The sequence below is a fragment of the Arthrobacter sp. 92 genome (assembly GCF_050260325.1).
Classification (GTDB): domain Bacteria; phylum Actinomycetota; class Actinomycetes; order Actinomycetales; family Micrococcaceae; genus Arthrobacter.
Genome location: NZ_CP189863.1, coordinates 3,983,585 through 3,999,763, shown reverse-complemented (window position 1 = coordinate 3,999,763; position 16,179 = coordinate 3,983,585). Strand labels below are relative to the sequence as shown.

The following is a 16,179-nucleotide window of genomic DNA, read 5'->3' as shown; positions in this document are numbered from 1 at the left end:
CACTCGCTGGTGGGCACGCCCTGGGTGGTCCCGGGTTGGGCGGTCAGTGGCGGCGGTGGTCCTGGATGGTCATCCGCGGGCCGAACGTGGGTTTGCGGAACCCGCTCAGGCCGATCATCCGGACCACCCGCTGGCGGTGGCCCGCCCACGGCGCCAGCAGCCTGAGCATCCCGGCGTCGTCGGTCCTGCGGCCGGTCAGGGCCGCCCCCACGTATGCCGCGAGGTGGTAGTCGCCCACCGCGATGGAATCCGGACAACCGTGGGTCCGCTGGACAACCTCAGCGGTGGTCCACACGCCGATGCCGGGAATGGTCTGCATTTTGGCGGCTGCCTCCGCCGCCGGCTCCGCCGCAAGGCGCTCCAGCGCTGCGGCCGAGCGCAGGGCGCGCATCACCGTGCCGGAGCGTTGGGGCCCCACCCCCGCCTTGTGCCACTCCCAAGAGGGCACCTTGAGCCACTGCTCCGGGGTGGGCTGCACCATCAGCCCCGCCGGGGCGACGGTTCCCGCCCCGGGGGCCGCAGTCCCGTGGCGGTACATCAGGTAGCGGTAACCGCGGCGGGCCTCGATCACGGTGACCTTCTGCTCCAGGATGGTGGGTACGAGTGAATCAACCACGCGGCCTGTGGCGGGCAGCCGCACGGCGCGGTTCCGGCGTCGGGCCTCAACCACCATGCGCGGAAGGGTGGCATGGAAGTCCGGATGGTCAAAGGCGGACCAGTCATCGTCGCAGCCAAGCATCCGCGGGACCGCGCGGAGGGCGGCGGCCGAGCCGGAACCCCAGGCCTGCACGTCGACCGTCGGGTCGCCCTCAGGGCCGGAGACCGTCAGGCGCAGGGTCACCGGGCCCTCCGGCGTCGTAAAGGACATCCACAGGGACGCGGGGCCCTGGGCAAATGCGGGATCCCCGTTGCCGCGCATGAGGGTGCCCAGGGTCTGGAGGAGATCGAACGGGCCGCCCGGATGCCACCTCAGCGAGGCGTCCGCCGCGGCGGCAAGGCCGGCGGGGACGTCGGTGATGGTCATTGAAACATCGTCCCACGGCGGGCGGACAGCCTCCGAAACAAACCCGGCCGACAGCCCCGGGCCGAACGGCCCTTAACGCACTTCGCGGCCGGGTCTAGACTCCGGCTGTGGCGCGGAAACAACGCGCCTGCCCTTGGCCCGGGCCTGCGGGCCGTCAGGAGCACATCATGGCTGGTGGAGTGGTTCATTTCGAGATTCCCGCGGATGACGAGGGCCGGGCTCGGGACTTCTATGCCTCGGCGTTCGGGTGGCAATTCCAGGTCATGCCCGAGATGGAATACAGCCTGGCGTTGACCACTCCGATGGACGACCAGGGCAGGCCCGCGGTCCCCGGATCCATCAACGGCGGGCTGTTCCGGCGCGGGGACCTGGCCGCCCCGGTTGTCACGGTGGACGTGGACGACATCGACGCGGCGCTGGAGAAAATTGCCGCCCTGGGCGGTTCGGTCTTCCGGGCCAAGATGGAGGTTCCGGGCATGGGGTGGAACGCGTATTTCAAGGACAGCGAAGGCAACATCGTGGGGCTGTGGCAGAACGCCGTTACCAGCGAACGCACCGGCAGCCCGGAATCCGCCGCAGACGACATCGGCGCGTAAGCCTCCATATCAGCGGCTCAGTGCATTCCCGTGGCCACCCACAACGCCACCACAGCCAACGGAACCGTGAGTGCAACGGCCAGCAGGCCCGCAAGGGCGAATCCGCCCCACCGGATGCGGACGTTCAGCGCCTGGAGCCGCTCGTGCCAGAGCAGGGTTGCCAGCGACGCCCAAGGAGTGACCAGCGGGCCGATGTTCACCCCGATCAGCAGCGCTGCGAGACGCGCGGGGGAGCCAGCCAGGGGTTCGAGGGCGAGGTAGGCCGGCAGGTTGTTGATCGCATTGGCGGCTCCGACTCCGAGCGCGGCCAGTTGCAGAAGTGCGCCCAGGCTCTCCCCCGATCCGGACAGCGCGCCGAGGATCCGGGTCAGGCCCTGGGCGTGCAGGGCCTCCACCACCATAAACAGCCCGGCAGTCAGCATCATGGGCCGCCACGGCACCATGGACCAGCGCAGCGCCGCCGGCCTCCGGCGCAGGAACACCACCAGAAGGAACAGGGCCGCGGCCATGGCGGGGAACTGCACCGGCACCCCGGAAACCAGGGCCGGCAGCAGGACGATCACGGTACCGGCGGCGAATATCAACAACCTGCGGTCGCGCACCCGGTGGGCCGGCTGGGGCCCGTAGGCACCTTTAAATTCCTTGCGGAACGCCATCCAGAGCAAGGCCAGCGGGACCAGGATGCTCACCGCCGCCGGGGCCCACACCAGCCCTGCGAAGGCCGCAGGGCTGAGCGCGAGCTTGTCCTGGGCCAGCAGGTTGGTCAGGTTGGACACCGGCAGCAGCAGGGAGGCCGTGTTGGCCAGCCAGATGCTGGTGAGGGCGAACGGCAGCGGCGGGATGCGCGCGTGGACCGCCAGCAGCACCACCACCGGTGTGACCAGCACGGCCGTCGTGTCCAGTGACAGGAACACCGTGGAGACGGCGGCCAGCGCGATGGCCAGCAGCCAGAGCCTGAAAACACTGCCCCGGCCTAGCGTGGCGAGGCGGTCCGTAACCACCTGAAACAGGCCCGCTTCGTCCAGCAGTTCGGTCACCAGCGACATGGCAACGACGAATGTGAGGATGGGAATGGTGCGTCCGGCGAGATCCCCGAAGGCCGGCCACGGGAGGGCCCCGAAGACCAAGGCGGCGCCTCCGGCGGCCAGCATTCCCACGGGCAGGAGATAGGTCCGCGCATTCTTCAGCCAGGCAAAGCGAGTCACCGCCTAATCCTCGCACTCCCCGCGCCCAAGACGGCTCAGGCAGGCGGCGGCGGCCCAAAGCGGGCGGTGCCGGGCCGAGACGGTAACTTTGTACCTATGAAGTACGCCCAGTCCGTCCTGGACCTCATCGGCAATACGCCGCTCGTCAAGCTCAATCATGTGACCGATGGCATCAAGGCCACCATCCTCGCGAAGGTGGAGTACCTCAATCCCGGGGGATCCATCAAGGACCGCATCGCGGCGAAGATGATCGAGGAAGCGGAACGGGACGGCAAGCTGCTGCCCGGCGGAACCATCGTGGAGCCAACCTCAGGCAACACTGGGGTGGGTCTTGCCCTGGTTGCCCAGCAAAAAGGCTACCGCTGCGTTTTTGTGGTCCCGGATAAGGTAGGCGAGGACAAACGTGCGGTGCTGCAGGCCTACGGCGCCGAAGTCGTGGTTACTCCCACCGCAGTTGCTCCGGACAGCCCGCAAAGCTACTACAGCGTCTCGGACCGTCTGGTCACCGAAATCCCCGGGGCATACAAGCCGGATCAGTTCTCCAACCCGGCCGCGCCCGGAAGCCATTACCAAACCACCGGGCCGGAAATCTGGCGTGACACCGAGGGCCGGATCACCCACTGCGTGATCGGCGCCGGCACCGGGGGCACCATCACCGGCACCGGCCGGTACCTCAAGGAAGTCTCCGCGAACCGTCCGGAGGCCGACGGCGGCCGGGTGCGGATCATCGGAGCAGACCCTGAAGGCTCCGTCTACTCCGGCGGCACGGGCCGGCCGTACTTCGTCGAGGGTGTGGGCGAGGACATGTGGCCGGCCAACTACGACAAGTCCGTGCCGGACGATGTCATTGCCGTCAGCGACGCCGATTCCTTCGCCATGACCCGCCGGCTGGCGCGCGAGGAGGGCCTCCTGGTGGGCGGTTCCTCGGGCATGGCAGTGGTGGCCGCGTTGCAGGTGGCCAAAGACCTGCCTGAGGAGGCGGTGGTGGTGGTGATCCTGCCGGACTCCGGCCGCGGCTACCTCGCCAAGATCTTCAACGACCAGTGGATGCGCTCCTACGGCTTCCTGTCCGGCGGCGAAGAGGCATCTGTGGGCGAGGTGCTCAAATCCAAGACGGGCGAGATGCCGGATCTGGTGCACATCCACCCGAATGAGAGCGTCCGCGACGTCATCAACATCATGAACGAGTTCGGCGTCAGCCACATCCCCGTGCTTTCCCAGGAGCCACCCGTGGTGATGGGGGAGGTCCTCGGCGCGGTGGACGAACGCAGCCTGACCTCCAAGCTGTTCCGTGGCGAGGCGAAGCTGACGGACAAGATTTCCGAGCACATGGGCGAGAAGCTTCCGGTGATCGGCTCGCTGGAGACGATCTCGGCGGCGCGGGAGCTGCTCTCGGACGTGGACACGGTGATGGTCACGTTCGTCGGAGCTCCGGTGGGCATCCTGACCCGCCACGACCTCCTCGCCTACCTCAGCAACTAAATCCTCCCTGCATCCGCAATCCATAGGAGAACAATGTCTGTCCCGGAAAACTCAGGTTTCAACACCCGCGCCGTCCACGCCGGCCAGGCTTTCGAGCCGCGGACTGGCGCCGTGGTGCCGCCCCTGCACTTCAGCTCCACCTATGCCCAGGAGGCCATCGGTGTCCTGCGCAGCGGCTATGAGTACGGCCGCGGGGGGAACCCCACCCGGGACGCCCTGCAGGAGCAGCTAGCCGCCCTTGAAGGGGGCGCCGCCGCGTTCTCCTTCAGCTCCGGCCTGGCCGCGGAGGACTCCATGATCCGCGCCCTGACCCGGCCCGGGGACCACATCGTGCTCGGCAACGACGCCTATGGCGGCACCTACCGGTTGATCAGCCGGGTCCTGGGGGAGTGGGGCATCGGAAACACCCCGGTGGACATGTCCGATCTCGACGCCGTCGCGGCGGCTGTCGCGGCCGGGGGAACGGGCGGCGGCAAGACCCGCCTGGTCTGGGTGGAGACCCCGTCCAACCCGATGATGAAGATCACCGACATCGCGGCCCTCGCCAAGCTGGCCCACGACGCCGGGGCCCTCCTGGTGGTGGATAACACCTTCGCCTCGCCCTACCTGCAGAACCCGCTGGCCATGGGAGCCGACATCGTGGTGCATTCCACCACCAAGTACATCGGGGGCCACTCCGACGTTGTGGGCGGCGCGATCGTGGTCAATGATCCCGAACTGGCTGAGAAGATCGGCTTCGTCCAGTTCGCCGTCGGAGCTGTCTCCGGCCCGATGGACGCGTTCCTCACCACCCGCGGCCTGAAGACTCTCGGTGTCCGGATGGACCGCCACAGCGACAACGCCCAGGCCGTGGCCGAGTGGCTGCTGGAGCGCCCGGAGGTGGAGGCGGTGCTGTATCCGGGCCTGCCGTCCCACCCCGGCCACGAGCTGGCCAAGAAGCAGATGAAGAAGTTCGGGGGCATGATCTCCGTGCAGTTCAAGGGCGGCGAGGCCGCGGCGCGCAAGGTGGCCGAATCCACCTCGGTGTTCACCCTTGCCGAATCGCTGGGCGGCATCGAATCGCTGATGAACTACCCGTCGGAAATGACGCACGCCTCGGTCAAGGGCACTGAGCTGGCCGTCCCGGTCAACCTGATCCGGCTCTCCTGCGGCATCGAGGACGTCGAGGACCTCATCGCCGACCTCGAACACGCGCTCTCCACCCTCGCGACGGGCCACTAGCCTCCCGTGGGAATCACCATCAGGGCCATCCCGCCCACCACGCGCGGCTGGCTCGCCACGGCGGCCGGCGCTGCCGCCGTCGTCGTCGCCCTTGTGGTGCTGTACTCGGCGTACATCCCGCTGATGAACGACTTCGAGGTCTATTACTACGGCGGCAGCCGCGTGCTGCAGACCGGGGAGACCGGCGTGAACGAACTGTATGCACCCCGGGATGGCCTGCCCTTTACCTACCCGCCGTTCGCGGCGCTGCTGTTCGCCCTGTTGGCCACGCTTAATATCGGCGCCAGCGGCCTGATTTTTATTACGACCGCGCTGGTGGGTGCCGCGGTGGTAGCAGCCTGGCTGACGCGGCATTACTTTGGTTTGCACGGCTGGCGGGACGCCTTCGCGGACTGGCGGTTCCGCTCTGTGGCGCTGGCCTGCACGGCAGCGATCCTGTTGCTGGGACCGTGGCGGGATACCTTCGATTTCGGCCAGATCAACATCATCCTGATGGGCCTGATCCTGGCGGACTTTGCCCTCTACGGGAAGTCCAGGGCGGGGGAGCTGCGCTGGCCGGCCGGGCTGTTGATCGGCCTGGCGGCGGGGATCAAACTGACACCGCTGGCATTCGGGCTGTACTTTCTGGTGCGCCGGGACCTCAAGGCGCTCGGCTGGATGGCGGCCGGATTCTTCGGCTCCATTGCCGTTTCCTGGGCGTTGATTCCCACCGCCTCCATGATGTTCTGGACGAGGATCCTCCCGGACACGGGCCGGATCGGCGGCCCGGCCTACGTGGACAACCTCTCCTTGAAGGGCTTGCTGCTGCATCTGGGACTGCCTGACTCCAGCGTGACGAGCATGGTGTGGCTGGTGCTCTCCCTGGCGCTGGCCACGGTGGCGGCGCTGGTCATCAAATGGGCGGTGGATGCGGAGGAGAACTTCGTGGCGGTGTCCGCAACGGCCCTGTTGATGCTCCTGATCAGCCCGGTTTCCTGGTCCCACCACTGGGTGTGGATGGCCGTGGCCCTGCCGTGCATGGGCTTTGCCATCCATCGCGTGCCCTCGAGGAACGGCCGGATGCGGCTGGCCGGCTGGATCATCGTTGCGGCGTCGGTGGTGGCGTTCTACCTGACCCCCAAGTACCTCGCAGTGATGGCGGGCGCGCAGGAGTGGGGCAAGGACCCGCAAACCCAGTGGCAGCTCACGGTTTCCAGCCTGGGCGTGGTGTGCGGCATGGCCATGCTGGTCTACTGGGCTTTGGCCTACCGGCCCTCGCGTGCGCCCCTGCGGCCCCTTCGGGTAGCCTCCGCGTTTCGCGACCCGGCAGCCAGGGGCAGCGATTCCCTGGATCCAGCCGCCAGCCAGGGCCTCCGTTCCGGAAGGTTATAGCTTTCTTCAAGATAGTCAGGTAGTGTTCGCCGCATGGCACTTCGATCTGACTGGTCCCAACGCGCGTGCAGCATGGCCCGCGGCCTGGACATCCTTGGCGACCCCTGGAGCATGCTGGTCCTACGCGAGGTCTTTTTCGGCAACGGCCGATTCGAGGGCATAAAAAACCGGCTGAGCGTGGCCGATTCCGTGCTCACCAAACGGCTCGCAGCCCTGGTGGAGTCCGGGCTGCTCGCTCGGAAACCGTACGACGACGGCGGCCGCACCCGCCAGGAGTACGTTCTCACCGCGAAGGGCGAGGACGCGCTGCCGGTGCTCAACGCCGTCGTGCTTTGGGCCGAGAAACATCTTCCGGCCCCGTCCGAACGGGCGCACATGTTCGTCATTCACGGCGGCTGCGGCCAGCGGACCTCCTCCGCCGACACCTGCACGGCCTGTGGGGAACGGCTCACGGCGGACAACACCAGCTGGCACAGCCTGGCCCGCACCGCCGAGCCTGTCCGGCTCGCCACCTCGGGCGCCGGCTCAGGAGCCGTTTCCGTCCGCGGCACGTCCTCCAAGGCCCCCTCCGAGAAAGGAACCGCGGCATGAGCGCGCCCAAAACCATCCTCGCTCCGGCCCGCAAACGCCGCCGGCTGCATCCGGCCTGGGTTGTTGCCGCCGTCGCGTTCCTCGCGCTGGTGGGCGCCGCCGGCTTCCGGGCGGCCCCCGGCGTGCTGATGGTGCCGCTGCAGCAGGAGTTCGGCTGGTCCACCACCGTCCTCTCGGGAGCGGTCAGCATTAATCTGGTGCTTTTTGGCCTCACGGCCCCGTTCGCGGCGGCACTGATGGAACGGTTCGGCATCCGGGCCGTGACCGCCACGGCCCTGGTGCTGATCGGCGCCGGGAGCGCCCTGACCGTCCTGGTGAACCAGTCCTGGCAGATCCTCCTGACCTGGGGGTTGCTGATCGGGCTCGGAACCGGATCCATGGCGCTGGTCTTCGCGGCCACGATTGCCAACACCTGGTTCGCCAAGAGCCGCGGCCTGGTGATCGGCATCCTCACCGCGGGCAGTGCCGCGGGCCAACTGGTGTTCCTGCCATTCATCGCCGCACTGGCCCAGAACCCCGGCTGGCGGCAGGCCTCGCTGCTGATCGCCGCGGGTGCGCTGGCTGTTGTGCCGCTGGTGCTGAAGTTCCTGAAGAACTCGCCGGCCGACGTCGGCGCACTGCCTTATGGCACCCAGCTCCAGGCTGAGGGAGAGGAGGCTGACGCCGCTGTGGAAGCGGCCGGCGACTCCGCCGAACCCCGCCGGAACGCCGCCGTCCGGGCTCTCCAGGCGCTTAGGCGGGCCAGCCGGGTGCGCACTTTCTGGGCACTTGTGGCTGGCTTTGCCATTTGCGGTGCCACCACCAACGGCCTGATCGGCACGCACTTCATCCCCTCCGCCCATGACCACGGGATGACCGAAACCACCGCCGCGGGGCTGCTGGCCGTCGTCGGCATCTTCGATATCGTGGGCACCATTGCCTCGGGCTGGCTGACCGACCGCTTCAACCCGAGGGTCCTGCTGGCCGTGTACTACCAGTTCCGCGGCATCGGCCTGCTGGTGCTGCCGCTGCTGCTCAGCGCCACGGTGCAGCCGAGCATGATCGTGTTTGTGGTGATCTACGGCCTGGACTGGGTTGCCACCGTTCCGCCTACGGCCGCGATCTGCCGGCAAGTGTTCGGCGCCGACGGCAGCGTGGTGTTTGGCTGGGTGTTTGCCGCGCACCAGCTCGGAGCCGCCGCGGCCGCGCTCGGGGCCGGCGCTATTCGTGATGCCACGGGCCAGTACACGTACGCCTGGTTCGGCGCGGCGGCGATGTGCACCATCGCCGCCGTCATCAGCGCCACCATCCGCAAGGACGCCGGCAAGCGGGCGCCCGCCGTGGTGGCGGCCGGCAGCGGCGCCGGCGCCTAGCTCCCGCTGGGCGCCAACCCCCGGGCGGCAGCCACACCCTGACGGGCGGCGGCGTCGTAGCGGTACACCGGCTTGCCGCCGATCCACACCCTCAGGGCGCGGTGCATCACATCCAGGGGATCCCCGCTCCACAACACGAGGTCCGCGTCCTTGCCCTTGCGGAGGGACCCGATGCGGTCGGCGAGCCCCAGCACCTTCGCGGGATTGATGGTGATTGCCCGCAGGGCCGTCCCGCGGTCCAGGCCCTCCTTAATGGCCAGGGTGCACTGGTGGACCAGGAAATTGATGGGGACCACCGGGTGATCGGTGATGATGGAGATTTCGACGCCGGCGGCGGCCAGCTTGCCGGGGTTCTGCAGCGACCTTCCACGCAGCTCCACCTTGGACTTTGTGGTGAAGAGCGGGCCGATCAGCACCGGAATGCCGCGCTCGGCGAGGACGTCGGCCAGGACATGGGCCTCCGTGCCGTGGTCCAGCACCAGTTCGTAGCCGAATTCGTCGGCGAGCCGAAGCGCGGTGGCAATATCGTCCGCACGGTGGCAGTGCTGGCGCCAGGGGATCTCGCGCCGGAGCACCATGGCCAGCGCCTCCATTGTGGGATCGATGGCGTGTTTGTCCTTTTTGGCCATGTAGTTCCGCGCGTCGATGAAGGCCTTGCGGATGACCATGGCGGTTCCGAGGCGGGTTGACGGGGTCTGCTTCTTGTCGCCGTAGACGCGCTTGGGGTTCTCACCCAGGGCCGATTTAAGGCCGCTGGGGGAGCGCAGCACCATTTCCTCGATATAACGTCCGTGAGTGTGGATCGCCACGGCCAGTCCACCCACCGGGTTCCCCGAGCCGGGATTGACGTTGACGGTGGTGATGCCGCCGGACAACGCATCGTCGAAGCCGGGGTCGAACGGATCCACGGCATCGACGGCCCGGACCGCCGCCGTGATGGGATCGGTCATTTCATTGACATCCGAGGTGGAGCCCTCTTCGCCCTCCGGGTGCATGCCCAGGTGCACGTGGGCATCAATGAATCCGGGCAGCAGCCACTGGCCTCCGGCGTCCACCACCTCGGTCCCCGCGGGAATCCTGACCGCCGGGCCGAGGTCCGCGATCTTGCCCTGCTTCACCAGCACAGATCCACGGAACACCTCTCCTTCCACCGGCACGACGTGGGCGTTGATGATGGCGAACGTCGTGGGGAATTCCTCGGGTACAGCTGCGGCGGAGGTTCGCATCGGCGGGGGTCCTTTCACGGGTGGGAAACTTGCCTGCCAGCCTAGCGGCATTGACCTAAGGGCCGCACGGCTCAGCCCCGCGAGGCTGCCGGAGAGGAAGCGGCGCCTTCAGTAAGATGTGGGAACGAGGCGCTTCTTCCGCGCCGGTGCCGTGGCACATGTCGCGGCGCCCCTCGACGCGGCAACCAACCATGGGGGGTAACGAATGGCGCTGCTCGACGCCGACAACATGCTCGACGCCGGCAGCCGGACGGGCGCGCCCGCGCGCACTCCGGTCGTCCGGTCCCGTGGGTGGCGGCTCGCAGGACGAGCTTTGGCCGAACTGCTCACCTGGCTGCCCGTGGTGGCGGTGGTGCTGTTTCTGGGTTCCAGGCTGGATGCGTGGGCTGAGCAGGGCCTGGACTTCAGTGTCTACTGGCACGGCGGCATGATCCTCAACGATGCCGGGGCGGGGCCGTCGGGCCTTTACCGGCTGACCGAGGCATGGGCCGGCGGTCCCGAACTTCCCTTTACCTATCCGCCGTTCGCCGCCCTTATCTTCAGCCTGCTGGCCAGGACGTCCGAGGAATCCGCGCTGATGATGTTCAACGCGGCCGGAGTTGCGGTGGCCGCATGGTTTGGAGTGCTTGCAGTGCGGTACTGGAACGCCAAGCAGGACTGGCGCGCCACCTTCGGTGCCCCGGGCTTCGGCCCGGACGCTTTGGCCAGGACCCGGAACCGCTGGGGAGCGGCGGTGCTACTGCTGGCTTTCGTGAACCTGGGGCCATGGCGCGAGAGCCTGGCGTTCGGGCAGATCAACATCCTGCTGATGGGGCTCATGGCGGCTGACCTCCTGGCCCGGAACCGCCGGGGCCGTGATTTTCCGGGCAGCGGCTTTCTGGTGGGTGTGGCTGCCGGCATCAAGCTGACGCCGCTGGTGTTCGGCCTGTATTTCCTCATGCGGAAGGACTGGCGCGGACTGCTGAACATGGGGGCGGGCTTTGCCTTCACCGTTGTGGTGGGCTGGCTGGTGCGGCCCGTGGAATCCCTTCAGTTCTGGCTGGACACCCTTCCGGACACGTCCAGGATCGGGGGCGCCGGGTACGTGGATAACCTGTCGATCAAAGGCGCCCTCCTGCACTTCGGCGTCCCCGAGTCCGCGGTGACGGTGCCCTGGCTGGTGCTGAGCCTGCTGGTGGTGGCACTGGGGGCGGCCATCATCAAGGCCGCCAGCGAACAGGGCGGCCGGGTGGTGGCTATTTCGGCAACGGCACTGACCATGCTGCTAATCAGCCCGGTCTCCTGGTCCCACCACTGGGTGTGGATGGCGGCGGTCCTTCCGGCCTTTGCCTGGACTCTGCGTGAAACGCCACGGCGGCATGCCCTGGCCCGGTGGCTGATGGGCGCGGTCCTGGCGGCCTCTGTTCTGGTCTTCTGCTTCTCGCCCAAGACCATCGGCCTTGCCCTGGGAGCCACCGACCTCGATGTTCAGACCCCGGGGTTGTGGATCATGGCCTCGAGCGCGGGGGTGTTCTGTGCACTCGCCCTCATGGGCTGCTGGCTTGTGGTGCTTCGGCGCGACTCGGTGTCCGCCTAGCCGGCGCTAGCGGAAGGCGCCCAAACCGGTGATGTGCTGCCCCAGGACCAGGGTGTGGACCTCGTCGGTTCCCTCATAGGTGCGCACCGACTCCAGGTTGGCCGCGTGCCGCAGCGGAGAGTAATCCAGCGTGATGCCGTTGCCGCCCAGGATGGAGCGGGCCTCGCGTGCAATGACGATGGCTTCTCGCACATTGTTGAGTTTGCCGAGGGAGATCTGCTCCGGCCGGAGTTGCCCGGCGTCCTTGAGCCGGCCCAGATGGAGCGCCAGCATGGTACCTTTCTGGATTTCCAGCAGCATGTTCACCAGCTTCTCCTGCGTTAGCTGGTAACCGGCCAGCGGTTTGCCAAACTGGAGCCGCTCCTGCGAGTACTTCAGTGCGGCCTCGTAAGAGTCCCGCGCCGCTCCCATGGCCCCCCAGGCGATGCCGTAGCGGGCCTCGTTGAGGCACGTGAACGGTCCGCGCAGCCCGCGGGCGGCCGGCAGCAGGGCCTCGGGTCCCAGCCGGACGCCGTCGAACTCCACATCACACTGGATGGAGGCGCGCATCGAGAGCTTGCGTCCGATGGGGGTGGCCGTGACCCCGGGCGTTCCGGCGGGCACCAGGAAGCCGCGGACGCCGTCGTCGGTCATGGCCCACACCACCATCACGCCCGCCACCGAGGCCAGCCCGATCCACCGCTTGGCGCCGTCCAGCACCCAGCCAGCGTCGTCGCCGGTGCCGTCGCGGCGCGCGAAGGTGGTCATCGAAGCCGGGTCCGAACCGGCGGTGGGCTCTGTCAGGGCGAAGCAGCCGATGAGTTCGCCGGCGGCCATGCGGGGGAGCCACTCCTGCTTCTGTTCCTCGGAACCGCACTTGTGGATCGCGGTCATGGCCAGTGAGCCCTGCACCGAGACAAATGTCCGGATGCCGGAATCGCCGGCCTCAAGTTCCATTGCTGCAAGGCCGTATTCGACGGCGGAGCGCCCCGGGCAGCCGTAGCCCTCCAGGTGCATGCCGAGCACCCCCAGCTCACCCAGTTCCGGGGCCAGGTCCAGGGGAAACACAGCGTCGTCATACCACCCCCCGATGGCCGGCCGGATGCGCTGGTCGGTGAAGTCGCGTATGCGCTCGCGGAGAGCCCGCTCTTCGGCGCTCAGGAGGGCGTCAAGGGCCAGGACATCGGAGGGATCCCTGCTATCGGAGGGATCCGGGACAGCGGGAACATCGGCATCGTTGCTCATGGGAGCATCCTACGGGGGCGGGCGTCACCGGTTGCGGTTCCACCAGGCGGGTCCGGGTGGCCGGGCAGGCGGCACGCGATAGTCATGGGCTGACCCGGGGCAAAGGGGGAGAGGTGTCCGTGCCAAGATTGAGCCATGGCCGCAGCTGACGTGATGCAACCCGGGCGGGGCAGGCCGCGCCCGGACCGGCAGGTGGTGCAGGGCGTCGGCCGGCGCCGGTTTGCAGTGGGACTGGGGCTGGCACTGTGCCTGCCTGCCGCAGTGGAGTTCCTGGTGACCCTGGCCGGCTACCGGAATTTCGCCATCATCATGCTGCTTCAGCTTGCGGTCGCCGTGGCCATCGCCGCCATCGGAGGTTTTTGGCCGGCCGTTGTGGCCGCAGTGCTGGGCACCACGCTCCTTAACTACTTTTCGGCGGACCCTGTGGGGTCCTTGTCGATCGCCGATGCGTCCACTCTCTTCACCCTGATCGTGTTCCTGGCCGTGGCCTGCAGCGTGGCCCTCGCGGTGGGGCTCGCCACCCGCCGCGCGCAGGAAGCCGCCAGATCCGGCGCCGAGGCAACGGCATTGAGCGAGCTGTCCCTGCGGATCCTGAGCTCGGGCGGCAGCCTGGAATCCTTCCTGGAAAAGGTCCGCGACCGCCTGGGCCTGGACGCAGTCACGCTCGTGGCACGGAGGCCAGCGGCCGGCGGAAGGGAGAGTGGAAGCCACGGCGGACGTCCGCGCCCCGGCGGCAGGGACAGTGCGCCGGGTGACGCCGGCTGGACCGTGCTTGCCAGCGCAGGCACCCACCCGCCGGTGACGCATGCCGCGGCCGACCATGCCGCCGTCGTCGATTCCCGGTACACCCTGCTGATCAACGGCGGACCGGCGGCGGGGCAGCAGTTTTCCGGGCAGCACCAGCGCATGCTGGCCGCGTTCGGCGCGTTCCTCGTCGCCATCCTGGAGCGTCGCCAGCTGGCGGAGAGCATGCAGGACAACCAGCGGCTGGCCGAAGGCAACAGGATGCGCACCTCCATCCTGCGGGCCGTCAGCCACGATCTGCGCACCCCGCTGGCCGGCATCAAGCTGGCCGTCAGCAGCCTGCGGCAGGAGGACGTGCGTTTTTCCCCCGAGGACGAGCGGGAACTGCTGGCAACCATCGAGGACTACGCCGACCGGCTGGATCATCTGATCGGGAATCTCCTGGACATGTCCCGGATCACCGCTGACTCCGTCAACCCGCTGCTGGGCGGACTGGCTTGGGCCGACGTTCTTCCCGAGGCACTGCGGGGCCTGCCCGCCGAGCGCATCCGTTCCGAGCTGCCACCGAACCTGCCGCCGGTTGAGGCCGACCCCGGGATGCTGGAGCGCGTGGTGGCGAACCTGGTGGAGAACGCCCTGAAGTACGCACCGGGCGCGGACGTGGTGCTGACGGCGCGCGCGGGAGCCGGCATCGCACTAAACGGGCGGCCGGCCAGCGAATTCCGGGTGGTGGACCACGGCTCCGGGGTGGCCCCCGCTGCCGTGCTGGACATGTTCCGGCCGTTCCAGCGCCTGAACGATTCCCAGCGCACCGGCGGCGGGCACGGCGCGGGAATCGGACTGGGACTCGCCGTGGCCAACGGCTTTACCGAAGCGATGGGCGGAACCCTGATGGCGGAGCCGACGCCCGGCGGCGGCCTGACCATGGTGGTGACCCTGCCGCTGTGGGCGGGTTCCCGTTCCATGCCGTCCGCTTCAAAGCGGGCGGGCCCGAGGCCGGACGGTTCAACGCAGGCAGGCCACCGGCCAGCGGCCCCACTTCCTGGCACCGTAGTCCCCGACGAGCCGCTTTCCGAGGAGCCAGGTATATGAGCGTGGTCCTGATCATCGAGGATGAGGCGCAGTTGGCGCGCGCCATGCAGATCAACCTCCGCGCCCATGGCTACCAGGCCCTCGCGGCGGGATGCGGGGCCGACGGGTTGAAGCTGGCGGCCCAGCATCGGGTGGACATTGTGGTCGTGGATCTGGGACTGCCGGACATGGACGGCGTGGACGTGATCCGGCGCCTCCGGGGCTGGAGCGAGGTGCCCATCATTGTGCTCTCGGCCCGCCACGCCTCGGAGGACAAGGTGGAAGCGCTCGACGCCGGCGCGGACGACTACGTCACCAAGCCGTTCGGCCTCGATGAGCTGCTGGCGCGCCTGCGCGCCGCCTCTCGGCGGTCCCCGGCGGGGCGGGGGGCGCCCACGGTGGAAACGGCCGACTTCATGGTGGACCTCGCGGCCAGGAAGGCGGTCAAGGATGGCCAGGACGTCCGCCTGACTCCCACCGAGTGGAACATCCTCGAGCTGCTGGTGCGAAACTCCGGCAAACTGGTCAGCCAGCACCAGCTCCTGACCCAGGTCTGGGGCCAGGCCTATGCGAAGGAGACCCAGTACCTCCGCGTCTACATCGCGCAGCTGCGCCGCAAGCTTGAACAGGATCCCGCCAACCCGCGCCACCTCCACACGGAGGCCGGCATGGGATACCGCTTCGACCCCTGAGCGCTGGAGCGCCGGGGTGACCGGCGGTACGCAGCCGGGGTGAGTCCTGGAATCCCGGCGGCAGGTCGTGGGAAAGGTGCCGTGGCGATCGATGACGGAGAACCTAGACTGGTGCCATGGACACCGCATCTGTGCTTGCCGTCTGCCGGGTATACCAGCTCCTGAGTGATGAGGGGAGCGTGGGCGTCACCGCCATCGACAAACGCGCCGTCGACGGTCCCGTGAGGGTCCACAAGCTTGGCCTGCGCGGCGACGTCCAGGCCAGCCGCATCCACCATGGCGGTGAGGATCAGGCGCTGTACGCCTACTCACAAGAGGACGCCGACTACTGGGCTGCTGAGCTGCAGCGTGCGCTGCCGCCCGGTATTTTCGGCGAAAACCTGCGCGTCGCCGGCATTGAAACCACCAACGCGGTCATCGGCGAACGGTGGAAGATTGGACTCGACGTCGAGGTTGAGGTCACCTCGCCCAGGATTCCCTGCGCCACGTTCCAGCGCAGGATGGGCGAGGCCGGCTGGGTCAAACGGTTCGCGGATGCGGGGCGGGTGGGGACCTACCTCCGGGTTACCCGCACCGGCACCATCCAGTCCGGCGACCACATCCACCGGATCTTCGTTCCCACCCACGGCGTGACCATCGGCAAGTGGTTCCGCGACCCGACCTTGGCGGACATGGAGGCCCTCCGGGACGCGGACGCCGACGGCGAGATCCGCCTCCAGCCCGAATACCATGACGAGTTCGAGAAGCTGCAGCGCCGTCTCGGGGTGTAGCCAGGCGGGAGCCCGTGTGCGCAAGCTCACCGCC

Annotated in this window: 14 protein-coding genes; 10 read left to right on the top strand and 4 right to left on the bottom strand. The window is 68.2% G+C overall.

Annotation, left to right across the window (positions count from 1 at the left end):
* Window positions 1–43: 43 nt before the first annotated feature.
* Window positions 44–1,024, bottom strand: coding sequence for a DNA-3-methyladenine glycosylase family protein (locus ACP4XC_RS18555; RefSeq protein ID WP_427172177.1), 981 nt, complete (start codon window positions 1,022–1,024; stop codon window positions 44–46).
* A gap of 167 nt (window positions 1,025–1,191) precedes the next feature.
* Between ACP4XC_RS18555 and ACP4XC_RS18550 the strand changes: the two genes are divergently transcribed.
* Window positions 1,192–1,620, top strand: a complete 429-nt coding sequence (locus ACP4XC_RS18550; protein WP_427172176.1) for a VOC family protein — start codon at window positions 1,192–1,194, stop codon at window positions 1,618–1,620.
* A 17-nt stretch (window positions 1,621–1,637) separates the two neighbouring features.
* Here the strand turns inward: ACP4XC_RS18550 and ACP4XC_RS18545 are convergent, their stop codons facing one another.
* Entirely contained in the window at window positions 1,638–2,771 is a 1,134-nt protein-coding gene (locus tag ACP4XC_RS18545; RefSeq protein WP_427175159.1) for an SLC13 family permease, read from the bottom strand.
* 150 nt (window positions 2,772–2,921) lie between these two features.
* On the opposite strand from ACP4XC_RS18545, the gene ACP4XC_RS18540 reads away from it, so the two are divergent.
* Genes ACP4XC_RS18540 through ACP4XC_RS18520 form a run of 5 tightly spaced genes read left to right on the top strand, consistent with a single transcriptional unit; the run spans window position 2,922 to window position 8,842 of the window.
* On the top strand, window positions 2,922–4,307 hold the full coding sequence (locus ACP4XC_RS18540; RefSeq protein ID WP_427172175.1) for a cystathionine beta-synthase: 1,386 nt from the start codon (window positions 2,922–2,924) through the stop codon (window positions 4,305–4,307).
* A 33-nt stretch (window positions 4,308–4,340) separates the two neighbouring features.
* Window positions 4,341–5,528 (top strand): cystathionine gamma-synthase, encoded by a 1,188-nt coding sequence (locus tag ACP4XC_RS18535; RefSeq protein WP_427172174.1) that lies wholly within the window; start codon window positions 4,341–4,343, stop codon window positions 5,526–5,528.
* A 6-nt stretch (window positions 5,529–5,534) separates the two neighbouring features.
* Window positions 5,535–6,899, top strand: coding sequence for a glycosyltransferase 87 family protein (locus ACP4XC_RS18530; RefSeq protein ID WP_427172173.1), 1,365 nt, complete (start codon window positions 5,535–5,537; stop codon window positions 6,897–6,899).
* A 33-nt stretch (window positions 6,900–6,932) separates the two neighbouring features.
* Window positions 6,933–7,490 (top strand): winged helix-turn-helix transcriptional regulator, encoded by a 558-nt coding sequence (locus ACP4XC_RS18525; protein ID WP_427172172.1) that lies wholly within the window; start codon window positions 6,933–6,935, stop codon window positions 7,488–7,490.
* Window positions 7,487–8,842: an MFS transporter gene (locus tag ACP4XC_RS18520; RefSeq protein ID WP_427172171.1), complete on the top strand. Its 1,356-nt coding sequence runs from the start codon at window positions 7,487–7,489 to the stop codon at window positions 8,840–8,842. Before ACP4XC_RS18525 ends, ACP4XC_RS18520 begins: the two co-directional genes overlap by 4 nt.
* Here ACP4XC_RS18520 and ACP4XC_RS18515 read toward each other — a convergent pair.
* Window positions 8,839–10,068 carry an amidohydrolase gene (locus ACP4XC_RS18515; RefSeq protein WP_427172170.1) on the bottom strand — a complete coding sequence of 410 codons (1,230 nt, stop codon included), beginning with the start codon at window positions 10,066–10,068 and terminating at the stop codon, window positions 8,839–8,841. The genes ACP4XC_RS18520 and ACP4XC_RS18515 overlap by 4 nt on opposite strands.
* A 205-nt stretch (window positions 10,069–10,273) precedes the next feature.
* Here ACP4XC_RS18515 and ACP4XC_RS18510 point away from each other — a divergent pair, with 205 nt between their 5' ends.
* Window positions 10,274–11,644, top strand: coding sequence for a glycosyltransferase 87 family protein (locus ACP4XC_RS18510; protein ID WP_427172169.1), 1,371 nt, complete (start codon window positions 10,274–10,276; stop codon window positions 11,642–11,644).
* A gap of 6 nt (window positions 11,645–11,650) precedes the next feature.
* Here ACP4XC_RS18510 and ACP4XC_RS18505 read toward each other — a convergent pair whose 3' ends face one another.
* Window positions 11,651–12,868, bottom strand: coding sequence for an acyl-CoA dehydrogenase family protein (locus ACP4XC_RS18505; protein WP_427172168.1), 1,218 nt, complete (start codon window positions 12,866–12,868; stop codon window positions 11,651–11,653).
* A gap of 135 nt (window positions 12,869–13,003) precedes the next feature.
* On the opposite strand from ACP4XC_RS18505, the gene ACP4XC_RS18500 reads away from it, so the two are divergent.
* From ACP4XC_RS18500 to ACP4XC_RS18490, 3 genes are all read left to right on the top strand, one after another.
* On the top strand, window positions 13,004–14,704 hold the full coding sequence (locus ACP4XC_RS18500) for a sensor histidine kinase (protein WP_427172167.1): 1,701 nt from the start codon (window positions 13,004–13,006) through the stop codon (window positions 14,702–14,704).
* Window positions 14,701–15,375, top strand: a complete 675-nt coding sequence (locus tag ACP4XC_RS18495; protein WP_427172166.1) for a response regulator — start codon at window positions 14,701–14,703, stop codon at window positions 15,373–15,375. Before ACP4XC_RS18500 ends, ACP4XC_RS18495 begins: the two co-directional genes overlap by 4 nt.
* 116 nt (window positions 15,376–15,491) lie before the next feature.
* Window positions 15,492–16,145 carry an MOSC domain-containing protein gene (locus ACP4XC_RS18490; RefSeq protein WP_427172165.1) on the top strand — a complete coding sequence of 218 codons (654 nt, stop codon included), beginning with the start codon at window positions 15,492–15,494 and terminating at the stop codon, window positions 16,143–16,145.
* Window positions 16,146–16,179 lie beyond the last annotated feature (34 nt).